The sequence below is a fragment of the Brucella pituitosa genome (assembly GCF_003049685.1).
Lineage (GTDB): Bacteria > Pseudomonadota > Alphaproteobacteria > Rhizobiales > Rhizobiaceae > Brucella > Brucella pituitosa.
Genome location: NZ_PYSY02000001.1, coordinates 981738 through 994639, shown reverse-complemented (window position 1 = coordinate 994639; position 12902 = coordinate 981738). Strand labels below are relative to the sequence as shown.

The following is a 12902-nucleotide window of genomic DNA, read 5'->3' as shown; positions in this document are numbered from 1 at the left end:
GAAACTTAATTGGTGCCTTTCGGAGCAAGAAGCCCACCAGTCCGCGACGACGCGTCCATAAGGGCTTTTAGCACAGGGGAGAGGTTCTTAATCTGAGCCGCCCCACCACTGCGAATGATATTGTCCAACGCTCCGACATTACCTCGAGTAAGCGCATCGGCGGCAGATTTCGACGCCATCCCACCAAGTGAGGCTACACCGACAAGTGGATTGACCATTGTGCCGCCGATTCCGAGTGCTGCCATGAGGCCATTCCCTTGAGGGGATAGCTTACCAGCGAGACGCAGGGCGTTCTGCCCCTTTGTACCGGTCACGACTTTGCGTAGTGCATCCTGCTCCGCTTGTGTGAAGCCACGAGGATTTTCCAGAATTCTCCGAAGATTTTGGCGGATAGCATTATCAACATTCCCGCCCGAACCCGTCGAAGCAGCCCGCAGCTCTGCGCTCGAAATAGCATTTGAAACACGCTCGGCCTTGCTTAGACGTGACCACATTTCGCGGGCTTGCTTCAGCGCCGAGGATGCAGCCTGAGCATTTCCAGTTAGAATATCATTTGTAGCTGGATTTGTAACGATATCGTCAATCGCCTCGATAATCTGGCTTACAGCTTTGTTGTTCGATTTGTTGCCAGGAATAAAGCCATTGCTGGCAACTTTGCGCAGAGTATCAAGGCCGGATAGCGTAACATTTTGGCCTTGAAGGTCGCCAAGCCGCCGAACGACAGCAGCAGCTCCGGGTTGCAATGCTGGATCATAGCCAATATTGGTCAGTTTATCTGTTATTTGGGTGTTTAGGCGGTTCACAGCGTTTGGGGTGAAAATTACCCCTACTTGGTCCGCTTGCTGATACGCCGCGTTACCGGCTGCTCGGAGGTCGTCCACTGTAGGTGCAGCAACTTGAGATTTGCCAGCCATTGCTCGGGATAGAGCTCCTGTAGCTCCGCCTATAGCCGCGCCAGTTCCCGCCCCTATCACTGACTTCAGAGCCCGGTCGTTTATATTTTCACCTTCACCCAAACCATAGAGTGCCCCATAAGCTGCGCCCTCTCCTGCACCGCGAGCCATGAGTGAGCCAAGTGTGGGCTTTGCACCTTGCATGAGGGTAAGTCCGCCTTTCGCGGCTGCGTTGCCTAGTACGGTCCCACCAGCTACAGCACCGACTGTTGAAGCAATTGGAGAGCGTTCATCACGACGGCGCTGCAACTCGCGTTCCAACTCGACCGATCGATCATAAGAACGGCCCAAATCAAGGCCTTCACCACCCCACCAATCGGCGGCAGCTCTGAAAGGTGCCTGCATTCCTGCCGATATTTCATCACCAAACGGTATGCCACGACCAATTACACTATCTGTCGCATCCGAGAATGCGCCGGGCTGGCGAGCGCCTTCGACCACGTCAGATCTTTGTCGCGCCCACTCCTGAACAGTGTTGGCAGGCTGCGATTGGGCCGCAACATCAGGGAATTTGGACGCGATCATGCTCCGGATCTGTTCAGCTGGCATTTCGTCAGGGAAACGAACCTGAGTTCCATCCGGCATCTTCACAACTGGCATGGCTAAACCTCAGTTCTTGAAATAGTCGGAATAATCAACCACACCACTAGCAGGGGCGGCTTCGGTTGAGGCTCTTGAGCCCTCGAATATCCTGTCTCCTGCCTCTTTGCCGTGAATAGTGCGGAGCAAAGAGCGTTCGTAATCATCGAGATCACGCGCAAAGTTCGGGCTATCCGGATCAAGCGCGCCTGCCTTCGCAGCAAGCATTGCATTTTCACTATCGGATACAGCTCCTAAAGCGCCGCCTGTCGGGCTGGCTGCTCGCATCGCCTGCAGGTTTTCAATCTTCGCATTTGACTTGAGCGTTTCGACTTGACGTCTGACCTCTGCCGCACCTGTTTCGGGTATTGACCCAGCGAGGCGCCCAAGCGTACCCGTCACAGGGAGAACGGCAGAGTTCATTGCCTGACGGGCTTTGTTTGCAGCTCCTGTGATGACATCAGTGGAAGCTGACAGGTTGTCAGCCTTGGCCGCATCGGCTCGGCTTGTATCCTCTGGGCCTCCCGGTATTGGGGACATACTGACAGGATTACCCTTATCATCATAATTCACCCGATAGCCTTGCGGAATCGAGCCCATGTTTCGAGCATCGACATTTACACCACTGCGAGTGCCATCAAGAATTGCCTTTTGGTATTCAGGTGTACCGGGCTGCAAGCCAGCGGCCTGAATGTTTTGCATAAGCGTAGTCTGTTCGTTTTCAGCGCCGCCAATCTGATTGTACTGACCCGTTCGCTTATCGACCATGGCTTTGATCTTGCGACCCTGATCGTCGTACATCTCAGTAATCTGCCAATCAGGCTTTTGGCCTGCGCTGAAAGCGGAATACCAGGATTTGAGAGCTTCAGGCGTCTTGGCAAGAAATTCAGCTTCCTGCTGCCCCACACCATTTTGTGTGAGCCAACCAACCGTCTGATTTGTTTGTGCAGATTGCTGTCGTTGTTCCGCCTCGCTCTGCTGCCGCATTGCCATCATTTGACCGACACCCTTATAATTCGGGTCGGTCATCATCAGACCAATGCCAATATCTCGAAGTGCGTTCTGCCAGCGGCCATCGCCCTTCGCTGCAAAATCTGACTTTGATGCGGCTCTGGTTGGCCCATTAGCTATCAGGTTCTTCGCTCCCTGCTCATCCCCTTGTGAAAGCATGCTATTTGCCTCATTGAGCAACTGGGCGTCAGGTGTAGCAATACGCGGTGAAACCTCTCGCAATCCTTGCCACTGATCCTTACTACCACCCTGCAATAAGCCAGATAGCATTTCCAAGATTCCAGCCATTTTAAGCCACCTTCGTCAATTCAATGCCGATAATCGCGTAATTGACGCGCATCTTGCCGTCTGGATCAGTTATGACCGCGTCAGGTCGCGTCTTAGCAACCTCCTGCGCCATCACGCCTCGCCAGCGTGCTTTCTGCCCACGATACGAATATTCGTAGACCTTAAAGCCGTTTTCTTCACCCACCGGGACAATTCTTTCTTTCAAACGACTGTCACTGAACAGGGAGACAAGAGATAGAATCCCGCCTAGTGCGCCCATTCCTCCGTTGTTCTGTGTCGATGTTCCCGTTTGTGTTCCATAACTTCCCGCTGCACCTGAACCAGCCGTGATAAGACCGCCAAGACGCGACCATGCTTCCATGTCGCCTTGCTGCCACTGGTTGATTGCGTTCTGCAATGCCTGCTGCGTGCGGCTGTCGATCTGAGAGCCCACGCCTTGCTGTTGCTGAGCGTCGAAAACCTTGTTGTTCTGAATTGTCGGCAGCTGGGAGATCATGCCAAGGACATTGTTGATCCCTTGATTTTCAATCCCTGACGCAGCTTGATTTGCACCTGATGCGCCAGACAAAGCCGAATTTTGCAGACCGAAACGGCCCTGCTGTGCGCTTTCAAGAGCATTTGCAGCTGACAACTGGTTCTGTCGCTCGGCCTGATAGTTTTGATTGCGCAGATCGTTGGAATATTTCGCAATGCTATCTGACAATACGCCCTGATTTGCACCGGACCCATAACGGCCACCTGACGCAAACATATTGTTCGTCTGATTGGCTATATCGCCCGCACCTTTAGAAATGATGCTGTCAAGATATGGTGACCCGTTCAGGTAGTCGCCACGTGCGGTTCCAGTCAGATATTCATTGGCCGCACCACCCTGACCCGCCTGATTGGCGAGGTTCTGAAACTGTGTTCCGATGCCCTGCAAGTTGCCGATAGCGCCTTGGCTTGTCTGACCCAAACCACCGCTGCCGATGGTCTGCAAGGCTGCGTTCATTGGCGCTGTCTGCAAAGCAGAATTCATCTTGTTATAGTCTGTCGTTCCAGTTTGAGCCCAAGCGGGAAGGTTGCCGGAAACTGGATTCGACGTGCTTTTGTTGCTAGATGTGCTGCTGTTTCCCATATCCGATTCCTTACCGTGGCCCGCGCTGGACGATATTCACTTTGTCTGCTGGAACTTCTGTTATTTTCCCTGTTCGGGAATTGAACATTTGAACCATCTTCTGCGCTGGGCTCTGCCACAGTGCCTGCGACTGCTGAGGCTTTGGTTTGTTGGCCATGGCCTGCTGCATAATGGCGTTCACATCGGGGACTTGGCTCATGATGCTTTCGTTGCTCACTGGGCCGCCTTGGTAGCCCGTCGCTGCAAGCATGTTATTCATGCCTCCAAGCGTCACATCGGAAAGCGGGGCCATGGTGGGGCCGGTATAGGTGTTGTACCCAGAACCGCTGTCATAAAGAGCCAACGCATTTTTGCCAGCGCGCTCCAGAGCAGGTTTTGCCCATGCTGGAGGGGTATTGGTTTGCGTGGTTTCCTGCTTGCTGGACTTACCCATGGTTTGGCCTCAATGTTTTTCGAAAGATTGATGCTGCGAACTCGTAATCGAATGGCTCAAGCAGCCGTTGCCATCCTTTGCGCCCGATAAGTTCGAACTCTGTGCAGCCTTTTTCTTCTGCCGCCCAACGCTCCATTTCAGAGAGAAGTGGCATAGCTTCCTGTAGGCGCTCTCCGCCAATCTCAGCGCAGACAAAACGCAACGCTCCTGTTGCATCGATTTTCACTATTTCTGTGATAGGGGCGAGGATTACACGGCCTGTTTCGTCCTGAATTACCCATAGCTGGCGGCGTCCGTTGCAGCACTGAGAGAGCATATTCTCCACAGTTTCGTCATCTTTGAACCGGCTGCAGTACGTCTCAAAGCACCGCATAATGTCGGGCCAAAGCGGCGTCATTTCTTCGGTCGTCATGTCTGAGGTGAGTTTGATTGAAAGCGTCATCCGCTGCGCCCCGGTATTTCGAGAACGGTAATGATTGCATCGATAGTGTTGGCCGCACCGGGCGTGACCCGAATTTCGTCTTGCGGTTCCAGAGCAAAAGCATCGAGGGAATAGTGCCGGGCTTCATTGACCGGGATCGGGCCCTGATGGATCAAACGATAGGTCTGATTGTTCTTGCTGCTGAACCATTCGACCGTGACTGTCGCAGCCCCTGAGCCAACATTCGCGCATCGCAAGTCAACCATCTGCGCATAAGTGTTCGCGGTATAGATTACCGTTGTACCGGCTGCGAGACGTGCGCCTCGCGCACGCGCCGGGGTATTACTAAAGTTGTTGGTCATTGCTGCCCCTCAACGGTGCCAACGGGCTCCACACCGTGGATGTGTGCCCATTCTTGGCCACCCGGAATTTTCACTTCAAAACGGTGAAAGCGGCCTGATGCTCGCGACGGGATAAGGCCAGTGCGGTTACAGGAGGATTCGTTCTTCCACGTATCTGCAGCACCTGCACGATCACGGATTGCAATGCGCCCTGAGGTCATTGACGCGTCTGCCATCACACGGAAGCCGTTGATAAACGTGCGCTTGCCTTCTGTAAGTGAAACGCTTCCTGTCTGGATCACTGCTTCAAGTGGTGTCCCAGAAAAGAAACCCAGCCTATTGTTTACGTCGAAAGCGGCCAGTGTAGGGAAGCCTCCAGCCCAAGCGCGACTGTCCAGAGAATAAGGCAGTTCATCAAGAGGGATGCCTAACTGATCAAGGCTATCAAGCGTGTAGCCCGGAGTTGCCGCTTCAATCAGGCCGGTGAGATACGTTCCAGGTCGAAGAAGCGACCACTTGTCCGTGCCGTAGCTATATGCCAACACCTTGTCGTACGAATGAGGCATCGTATTTGCGCGGCTACGATAGGCCCAATAGACAACTTTGCGCGTAGGGTCTTCTGAGCCATAAACGCCGTAGAGCCCATCTACAGCCACGTCGTTGATGAAGAAATTGTCCACCCGTTCATTGCCTATTGGCCGCGGCGGGTTTCCGTACTGATAAAAACCATCCTGACTGAGATAGAAAATACCATTCCCTGTTGGGATGATGGATTTTGGTGCGGCAACGCCATGGTTTTCAACTGTCTTGTTGAACGTCATTATCAGTGATGTATCGAGAGCCAACGATCCTTCACGAATGCAATTCTCATGAAAAATAACGCAGCCTTTTTCATAGCCGCTATATCCCATAATCTCGCCGCCATCGGGGAACTGCTGGAAATCAGACGACTGCTCACGCGGCGTCCAAAATGTCGGGTTATTCAAGCCAGACCACTGGATGCGCGTATTGCTTGCCTGCAGATTGAGCAGCATCACGAAATCACCAATCACACCGGTGAACAAAGCCTTTGGCGCGTCTGTCTCATTTAGGGGCTGGAATGCCGTCGATGTTCGCACATCAAAATACTGCACTGCATCGATGCCGTTTGAAGCGATCACCCAATCGCCAAACTGACAAAGTGACCAACTAGAGGCATCTGGCGTATTAAACGGAGCTGACACGCCAGACACGTCATCCCAAGACAGATCGTTGGCGTTGAACCGCCACAACCTCGTTTGAGTGCCAACAAACACATAGTATTGGCCATTTTCGAAGTTCGCCAGAATTGCGCCCTGAGGGCGCTCTTCCATTGGCTGTGTAAATGCCTGATAACTCGGAAAAGGCCCCCAGCTCTTCGCATGTGGCAATACGTTCTGAATGGTATTGCAGGCGGTCGGGTCAAACACCGATCTATCAGGAGCATATTCACCAAATTCAATCATGGTGTCGGTCCAGACGCACGCATTGAAACGCGGCTGTACATTGCGAGTTCTTCTGAAGCGAGAAAGGCGCCCAAGACAGATGCGAACATATTTCCCATCGCCTGAGTGCGCGCCTCGTCGCCCATAAAAATGCTGGCGTGCTTGCAAGCGCCATAAAGATAAAGATTGGCCGCCTTCTCCAGCAGCCAGTTTGTCTGATTGGATTGGCTGAGTGGTGGTATCTTCGCGTAATAGCTGAATTGTACGCCATCAGACGAAGCAGGCATGACAGACATAGTGCCGCCGTCGATACTGAAATATCTCGGAAATCCGCTGATGTGGCCTAAGCTGAAAGGCGGGACAACGAGCTCGAGATTCCGATTTGGATCATTGCTCATCGTCACCTGTCGAAAGGATAGATAGTCCGAAGGCAAAGAAGCCTCGCCTGCACCATCAACTGTGAGTGCGGCTGTCTTGAGCTGGTTGCGAGTACGTAATTTTTGGTTCATGTCGGCTTCGGCAAGGGCGATAAAATCACCACACATCGAAGCCAAATCAGGCCGGTCAAACATCCAGTTCTGAATTGACGATACAAGATCATCATAAGAAGAAAGAGCCATCAAACTATCCCTTCCTTTGTACGCCATGCCCGATTGTCACTGTCGTTCAGGAAGCGCGAAATAAACTTGTCGTCGTGCTGGTTCGCCGCTTCCACCAAGCCGCCTTCATGGGCCAGATTGAGAGGAACAGATGCGATGCGGTGCCAGTCACCCTTCCAATCGGAAGGCGCAGCGTTGCGAAACAGGGTGTTCTGTTCGATCGCTTGCGCTACAGGGTAGTCAGTTCGAATAATGGTCTTCTCACCATCGAAAATTGACCATACGCTCCGGCCAGAAGCGAAATCATAATCGATCAGCGTCCAATCACCGTCGCGTATGGTCATGTTATTAGCGCTCCTCGCCAAAGAAAGCGTCGGCGCGTTCGGCCTTGCGTTCACCAACAAGGCGTTTAGCCTCATTGTAAGGAACTTCGATCAGTTCGCCGCGCTTGTGGCGCAGGCCCTGACCGTCCCACCAATCATTGAGAAGGCGGATTTTATAAAGGTCTTCACCCTTTTCGCCCTTTTCAATGTCAGAGGTGCGGAACTCCGGTGCAGGTCCACGGCTCTGAGAGAGTGCAGCGGCGCGCGCATGGGCTTCGCGAGGATCAGCCGGATAAGGAGCAGCTCCAGTCTGGTCTGCGGCCTTTTCTTCCCGAATTTCCTGAGAAGAAGCGACACGCGGTCCACCGAGAGTGGGCAGCGAATCCTTGTTTGCAGCCTGGATATCTGCATTGGAAACAGCTGTGTTTGCTGCTTTCTCCGCATCTTCCTGCGCCTTCTGATCGGCTGCTTTCTTTGCTTCATCAGCGGCCTGCTGATCAGCCTGCGACTGCTTCGAAGCCGCAGCGGCTGCCTTGTCGATTTCCTGCTGAATGCGGTCTTCGCTCCAGCGACCGTCGACATCAATGCCGAGAGCTTCGGCTTTTTTCTTCAGATCAGACATATCTGTCTCCATTAAAAAAGGGCCGGCTCTCGGCCGACCCTGTTGACGTGGAATTGGTTGCTGAAGCTTAGGCGGTTGCACTAAGCCCGAAGATATCGGCGATGACGCCGAGACCAGCTTCATTCTTCACCCGAAGCGTGCCTTCGCCGATCAGAACGAACTTGGTGTTATCGCCAGTCTTGGCGAGATCCTTGTCTTCCTGAATCTTGCGCAGCCAATCGAAGGACAACATGTCCGTGTCGAGAAGGAATGCATTGCGCGCCACACCGGCGTTAGTCGCCATGACACGGTTTGGATGAACCAGAACCTTGCCATATGGGCCTTCATAAACGTCAGCGTTGCTGATGATGGTCTTTCGGCCATCTTCCGAAGCCGAGTAACGGAACTCAGCCACGTTTGCGTCAGACATGAAGGAAACAAACACGCTCTTGACGTATGGAGCAACGACGAGGTGACGAACATTACCGCCAGAGGTGTAAGCCTGGCTCATGACGTTATCGAGCGTAGCCTTGGTGAAAGCGCGCTGCGTGCCATTGGTTGCCGGATCGACAAGACCATCAGTCTCATCAAAGCCACCATTTGCGCCTGTCGCCCCGCGAGAAACGTTGGTTTCGATCCAAGCTGGCAGGCCAGCAGAAACGCGCGTCGCGCCACCGACAGAACCGACATTGGAAACGATGGAATATTCAACGTCCTTACGCAGTTCGATGCCCTTCTTGAGCTTCTGATACTTCTTCTTTTCCACATCGCCAGCGTTGTCGACAACTTCCTGAGTGTTCGAGAAAATGCCGTCTTTGCGGAAAATCTGCGTGTAGTTGCCTACGCGCTTCGGCGGTGTGGTTGCGGCGAAGGTGTATTCGTCGCCTTCTGGGTGCACGTTTGATCCGGGAGGCGCCAGATCATCGATTTCCCATTCCGGGTGAACCGATTTGACGGTGCCTTTTGGAACGAGCGAATAGACCGGCGTATCTTCCGGCGTGATGCGGTTCACAACGTCCGAAAGTTCTTCACGATTGCCAACGGCAGCCGTGGTCTGAAAGGTATTTGCGGGAGCAGCCATTACGGCCTCCTATGAATGAAGGGGTTACTCGAAGTCGATCTTCATTGCGTCGTGGATCGACCCTGTTTGGGAGAGTTTTTCCATTCGCGCACGGTTCTGGCGGGTTGCCGCTTCGTTTGCGCTCTGGCGCTGTCCCGGCATCTGCACAGGTGGCGCGCCCTTGGCCTTATCGATTGCCTGTGGCTTCTGGCTCATGAGCTTTCGATACGCTGTCGCATCGCGGGCCATAAGGAAAAGCCGGTGATCCATCACCTGCCCTACTTCCTCGGCTTTGATGCCATAGTGCTGAAGGCCATTAACCAGATCGGCATGAAAGGCTTGAAGTTTCGCGGGGTCTTTCAGCTCTGGCATTGCAGATGCAAGCGCTTCCGCCTCATTGCGTGCCATGTCGAACTGTGACTGACGCTGCTCGTTGCTGATCTGCTCCTGGTACTGCTGCTTGGCTTGGATAAGCTGCTGCAATTCACCGGCCTTTTCCTCGTAAGCCGCCTTCTGCTGCACGTATGCAAACGGGTCGGTGTGGGCCAACGTGGGATCTGGCATTTGTGGCAGATGAGCTTTTGCAACGTCGATTGCGAACTCAATGTTCTGCTGGAAAAACTGCGATTGCTGCGAAATCTCCGCCTGACGGGTTTCGAGTTCCTTGCGGGTGACTGCGATTTCCTGCGTCTTGCGAGTGTAATCGGACTGTCGAAGGTTGCCCTTCCGCCATTCCTCGATCTCGGCAAGGGTGGCCTCAGTACCGTCAGCGAGACGATAACGTGGCTCCTCAACCTGTTCGGGTTCAGGTGTTTCAGTTTCCGATTGTACCGTCCCTTCGCTGGAGACGGTTGTTTCCTCTATCGGCTGATCATCTTCATCAGCGAGAGAGGAGATAGCCTCGTCAATCGATCCAAACCCGCTATCCGTGGCTTCGGTGAAGCTGGCAGCATTATTGGCTTCATTCTGGGAGGTAGTTGACACGGTTTCGGCAACTGTCGAATTATCGGTCATTTGCATGGTATAGGCTCCATCGGGCGGATATACCGCTCTGGGAAATGGCGCATCACTGCGCGGTTTTCAGCGGTCAAACGACCTGCTGAACCTTGGTTGTCACGTCCGTTGCGTTATGCGAGAGCGTGGTCCAAAGGTTTCGTATGATCTGCAGTTTATGGATGAGAGCGTCCTTTTCTTTTTCGGTCGCTTCACCCAATTTGAGAGAAGCGATTTCCTCAAAGGTATCGCGCTCCATCTCGTCAAACACTTCCTTTAGGTAAGGGCTTTCAAGAAGCTGGCGGAACTCAGCGGCGCGCTGTTGAGCGTTCATTACTGCGTTGCTCCATTGATGTTCGTGTCAGCAACAGGCTTGCGAACTTCCATCTCCGCTTTCATGCGGTTGGCTTCTGCTGTGAGCTGTGCCTCAAGGATCATTTCATCGCGGCGAAGCTGGCCGTCCTGTGCTGCCTTCTGGCGTTCAAGCTCCAACTGTGCTGCAGCCTTGTCACGCATCAACTGCATTTCAAGCTCGGCCTTCTCGCGGGAGGCCTGAAGATCAAGGGCATTCTTCTGGCGCTGTGTCTCAATGCCTGCCGCAGCTTTCTGCTGTTCCAGCTGAGCCTGTGCCATTGCCTTCTGCTGCTCGATCTGGATTTGAGCTTTGGCTTTTTCCACTTCCGGATTCGGCTGCTGCTGTTGGGCCTGCTGCATCTCCTGCAGCTTGTCCTGCGTCACTTCACTGAAATAACCATCCGGATTGCGAATGCCGGCTGTTTCCACGATCTTGCGCAAAGTGTTTGAATATTGCTCGAGTGATACGATCCCATTGTTTGGGCCGCCCTGAGCGATAATCATTTCCTGTTTTGCCGCGATCTGCTGCAGAATGCCCATATCCCTATCGCGTGAGCCGGAGCCCAAACCTACGCTGACTGTCACGTCCATGTTTGAATTCCACGAACGTGGGTCCATCTCCACCCACTGATCACGGAGGCGGATCATGCGCGGGCGGTCCTGATGACGAACAATAAGTTTCAGAAGGCACTGAAATAGTCGCTTCAAGCCGGTTTCTGCGATGTTACGAGCATAGAGCTCAATCTTCGCATAGGCCGCGCTCTGCGCCATCATCTGGCCCGATGCAGTCTGGTTCTGCAGCGCATCTGGATCGAGCGCCATGGACTGGCGAGATACACCAGTGCGCTTTTCGCTCAACTCATCCATATATCCGAGCATGTTGTATGACTTGTCGGCCACAAATGGCACAGCCATGTCACGCACAGCACCGGGCTGCTTTGTCAACACCACACCGCCAAATGTCGGATTGACGATTTCGTCCAGGTTGTCGACTTGGTTTTTTACGACTTCGCGCTGCGGACGGTTGGCAAGATAGAGATTGTCCAACGTCTGGCGGAGCAGAACTGTTTTGACCTTCTGGATATCTTCCAGCTCATCGAAAAGAGAACGACCATTCCAGCGGTGCGGCTCAGGCATTGGCACGGCGTCAGAGAATGGCACATCGTCCGACCATTCATCGTTTGACAGCACTTGATTGCCATCGCCTGAACTGGCCATGACCACCTTGCGCCATTCCGCATAACCGTCGCCGTCATAATCGCAACGGAGATAAACCTCGTAAACCTCGACCTCGACCATAAGTGGGTCTGCTTCGGTTGAACGGGTAGGATTAACGCTATCCCAACGTGCCGATTGTTCTTCTGTGCTTTCCAGATCGGTAGCACTTGAAATATCCATCACTCGCTTGCGAGGAAACCCGTCATCAATCAGGCTTTGGCGTGTCCGCATCGATCGGTGGCAGACAAAGCGCGCATCTTCAATGGACTTTGCGCCGCGCTCAATCAAAAACTCCTCGGGCGGAATAGAGCAGACGATCAGCCGGCCATTACGAACAACACGCTTGATCTTGCAGTCGTGTGTTGCGCTTTCCTGCTCAATTTCCTGACCACTCGCTGGATCAATGACGATCTCAACGTTTACAATAGCGGTATGCTGAAGCACTTCAACATCGTCATCCATGACGAGCTGCGTGAAAGCAACATCATCAAGGCCGGTGTAATCGAGCGTCTCATATTCGACGCTCTTATCCCACCAATGTTTCCAGATGCCGTTACCGAACAGCAATCCTTCATGGAATGCCTGACTTAATGTGCGGTAACCTTCACACTCGCGCATGAAGACGTAGTTCACATAGTCCGTTGCCTGCTTTGCGAAGGCTTCGTCCTGTTGCGTCTGCGGCTCATAGCAACCGATCGTATCGGAAGCGGTGAACACGCGCATAAGGCCCGGAAGAATCCAGCCAATGGCATCTGACAAATCATGAGACGTGACTTTCGAGCGACCTACCTGTGACGGAACATCCTTCATTTCACCACGGAAATACTCAATCGCCTTCCCGCGCTGATGCGAAAGCTCGCTCGTGTCATAGTCTACAGCATTATCAATGCCGGAGCGTACGAGCGTGGCCAGTTGGTCATCGCTCATCGCTTTTTTAGCTTTTGCCATAAATCAATGATCCATCTAAGGGACTGTACGCAATCACTGCGTTCAAAGGGATCAGTTCGGCAGCGTCAGTAGCGATTGCCAAACTGCGAAAAACATGGCTCCAGCACCTAAAAGGATGCCTAGGAACGCGAAAAATACTATCGCTGCGATACTTGTGCCGGGTCTCTCAATCGGGCTTGTTTTTGGCACAGCATCACCAG

General features: G+C 53.2%; 14 protein-coding genes. All 14 read right to left on the bottom strand.

The genetic code is table 11. From position 1 onward, the window contains the following. Positions 1–5: 5 nt before the first annotated feature. Positions 6–1553: a hypothetical protein gene (locus C9380_RS04910; RefSeq protein WP_128093129.1), complete on the bottom strand. Its 1548-nt coding sequence runs from the start codon at positions 1551–1553 to the stop codon at positions 6–8. A 9-nt stretch (positions 1554–1562) separates the two neighbouring features. Next, positions 1563–2831, bottom strand: a complete 1269-nt coding sequence (locus C9380_RS04905) for a hypothetical protein (RefSeq protein ID WP_128093128.1) — start codon at positions 2829–2831, stop codon at positions 1563–1565. A gap of 1 nt (position 2832) precedes the next feature. Beyond that, complete coding sequence (locus tag C9380_RS04900) at positions 2833–3822, bottom strand: tail fiber domain-containing protein (RefSeq protein WP_128093127.1); 990 nt, start codon at positions 3820–3822, stop codon at positions 2833–2835. 136 nt (positions 3823–3958) lie between these two features. Beyond that, entirely contained in the window at positions 3959–4381 is a 423-nt protein-coding gene (locus C9380_RS04895; RefSeq protein ID WP_128093126.1) for a hypothetical protein, read from the bottom strand. After that, the gene (locus C9380_RS04890; RefSeq protein ID WP_128093125.1) at positions 4374–4823 is read right to left on the bottom strand and encodes a hypothetical protein; all 450 of its coding nucleotides are present in this window, start codon (positions 4821–4823) and stop codon (positions 4374–4376) included. The genes C9380_RS04895 and C9380_RS04890 overlap by 8 nt, the downstream gene beginning before the upstream one ends. Then, positions 4820–5164: a hypothetical protein gene (locus C9380_RS04885; RefSeq protein ID WP_128093124.1), complete on the bottom strand. Its 345-nt coding sequence runs from the start codon at positions 5162–5164 to the stop codon at positions 4820–4822. The genes C9380_RS04890 and C9380_RS04885 overlap by 4 nt, the downstream gene beginning before the upstream one ends. Then, positions 5161–6627 carry a hypothetical protein gene (locus C9380_RS04880; protein ID WP_128093123.1) on the bottom strand — a complete coding sequence of 489 codons (1467 nt, stop codon included), beginning with the start codon at positions 6625–6627 and terminating at the stop codon, positions 5161–5163. Before C9380_RS04880 ends, C9380_RS04885 begins: the two co-directional genes overlap by 4 nt. Further along, positions 6624–7226, bottom strand: a complete 603-nt coding sequence (locus C9380_RS04875; RefSeq protein ID WP_128093122.1) for a phage adaptor protein — start codon at positions 7224–7226, stop codon at positions 6624–6626. Before C9380_RS04875 ends, C9380_RS04880 begins: the two co-directional genes overlap by 4 nt. Continuing rightward, positions 7226–7549 carry a hypothetical protein gene (locus tag C9380_RS04870; protein WP_128093121.1) on the bottom strand — a complete coding sequence of 108 codons (324 nt, stop codon included), beginning with the start codon at positions 7547–7549 and terminating at the stop codon, positions 7226–7228. The genes C9380_RS04875 and C9380_RS04870 overlap by 1 nt, the downstream gene beginning before the upstream one ends. 4 nt (positions 7550–7553) lie before the next feature. Then, entirely contained in the window at positions 7554–8150 is a 597-nt protein-coding gene (locus C9380_RS04865) for a hypothetical protein (RefSeq protein WP_128093120.1), read from the bottom strand. Between the two features lie 67 nt (positions 8151–8217). Then, a complete protein-coding gene (locus tag C9380_RS04860) occupies positions 8218–9210 on the bottom strand; it encodes a DUF5309 domain-containing protein (RefSeq protein WP_128093119.1) in 993 nt (330 codons plus the stop codon). Positions 9211–9234: 24 nt separating this feature from the next. Continuing rightward, positions 9235–10209 (bottom strand): hypothetical protein, encoded by a 975-nt coding sequence (locus tag C9380_RS04855; protein WP_128093118.1) that lies wholly within the window; start codon positions 10207–10209, stop codon positions 9235–9237. A 67-nt stretch (positions 10210–10276) separates the two neighbouring features. Further along, on the bottom strand, positions 10277–10516 hold the full coding sequence (locus C9380_RS04850; protein ID WP_128093117.1) for a hypothetical protein: 240 nt from the start codon (positions 10514–10516) through the stop codon (positions 10277–10279). Next, entirely contained in the window at positions 10516–12702 is a 2187-nt protein-coding gene (locus C9380_RS04845; protein ID WP_128093116.1) for a portal protein, read from the bottom strand. The genes C9380_RS04850 and C9380_RS04845 overlap by 1 nt, the downstream gene beginning before the upstream one ends. Positions 12703–12902: the final 200 nt, after the last annotated feature.

What these genes read in the sequence shown, in the direction of transcription:
- C9380_RS04910 (WP_128093129.1), bottom strand. Translation starts at nt 1,553, where the DNA reads ATGCCAGTTGTGAAGATGCCGGATGGAACTCAGGTTCGTTTCCCTGAC.
- C9380_RS04905 (WP_128093128.1), bottom strand. Translation starts at nt 2,831, where the DNA reads ATGGCTGGAATCTTGGAAATGCTATCTGGCTTATTGCAGGGTGGTAGT.
- C9380_RS04900 (WP_128093127.1), bottom strand. Translation starts at nt 3,822, where the DNA reads ATGAACGCAGCCTTGCAGACCATCGGCAGCGGTGGTTTGGGTCAGACA.
- C9380_RS04895 (WP_128093126.1), bottom strand. Translation starts at nt 4,381, where the DNA reads ATGGGTAAGTCCAGCAAGCAGGAAACCACGCAAACCAATACCCCTCCA.
- C9380_RS04890 (WP_128093125.1), bottom strand. Translation starts at nt 4,823, where the DNA reads ATGACGCTTTCAATCAAACTCACCTCAGACATGACGACCGAAGAAATG.
- C9380_RS04885 (WP_128093124.1), bottom strand. Translation starts at nt 5,164, where the DNA reads ATGACCAACAACTTTAGTAATACCCCGGCGCGTGCGCGAGGCGCACGT.
- C9380_RS04880 (WP_128093123.1), bottom strand. Translation starts at nt 6,627, where the DNA reads ATGATTGAATTTGGTGAATATGCTCCTGATAGATCGGTGTTTGACCCG.
- C9380_RS04875 (WP_128093122.1), bottom strand. Translation starts at nt 7,226, where the DNA reads ATGGCTCTTTCTTCTTATGATGATCTTGTATCGTCAATTCAGAACTGG.
- C9380_RS04870 (WP_128093121.1), bottom strand. Translation starts at nt 7,549, where the DNA reads ATGACCATACGCGACGGTGATTGGACGCTGATCGATTATGATTTCGCT.
- C9380_RS04865 (WP_128093120.1), bottom strand. Translation starts at nt 8,150, where the DNA reads ATGTCTGATCTGAAGAAAAAAGCCGAAGCTCTCGGCATTGATGTCGAC.
- C9380_RS04860 (WP_128093119.1), bottom strand. Translation starts at nt 9,210, where the DNA reads ATGGCTGCTCCCGCAAATACCTTTCAGACCACGGCTGCCGTTGGCAAT.
- C9380_RS04855 (WP_128093118.1), bottom strand. Translation starts at nt 10,209, where the DNA reads ATGCAAATGACCGATAATTCGACAGTTGCCGAAACCGTGTCAACTACC.
- C9380_RS04850 (WP_128093117.1), bottom strand. Translation starts at nt 10,516, where the DNA reads ATGAACGCTCAACAGCGCGCCGCTGAGTTCCGCCAGCTTCTTGAAAGC.
- C9380_RS04845 (WP_128093116.1), bottom strand. Translation starts at nt 12,702, where the DNA reads ATGGCAAAAGCTAAAAAAGCGATGAGCGATGACCAACTGGCCACGCTC.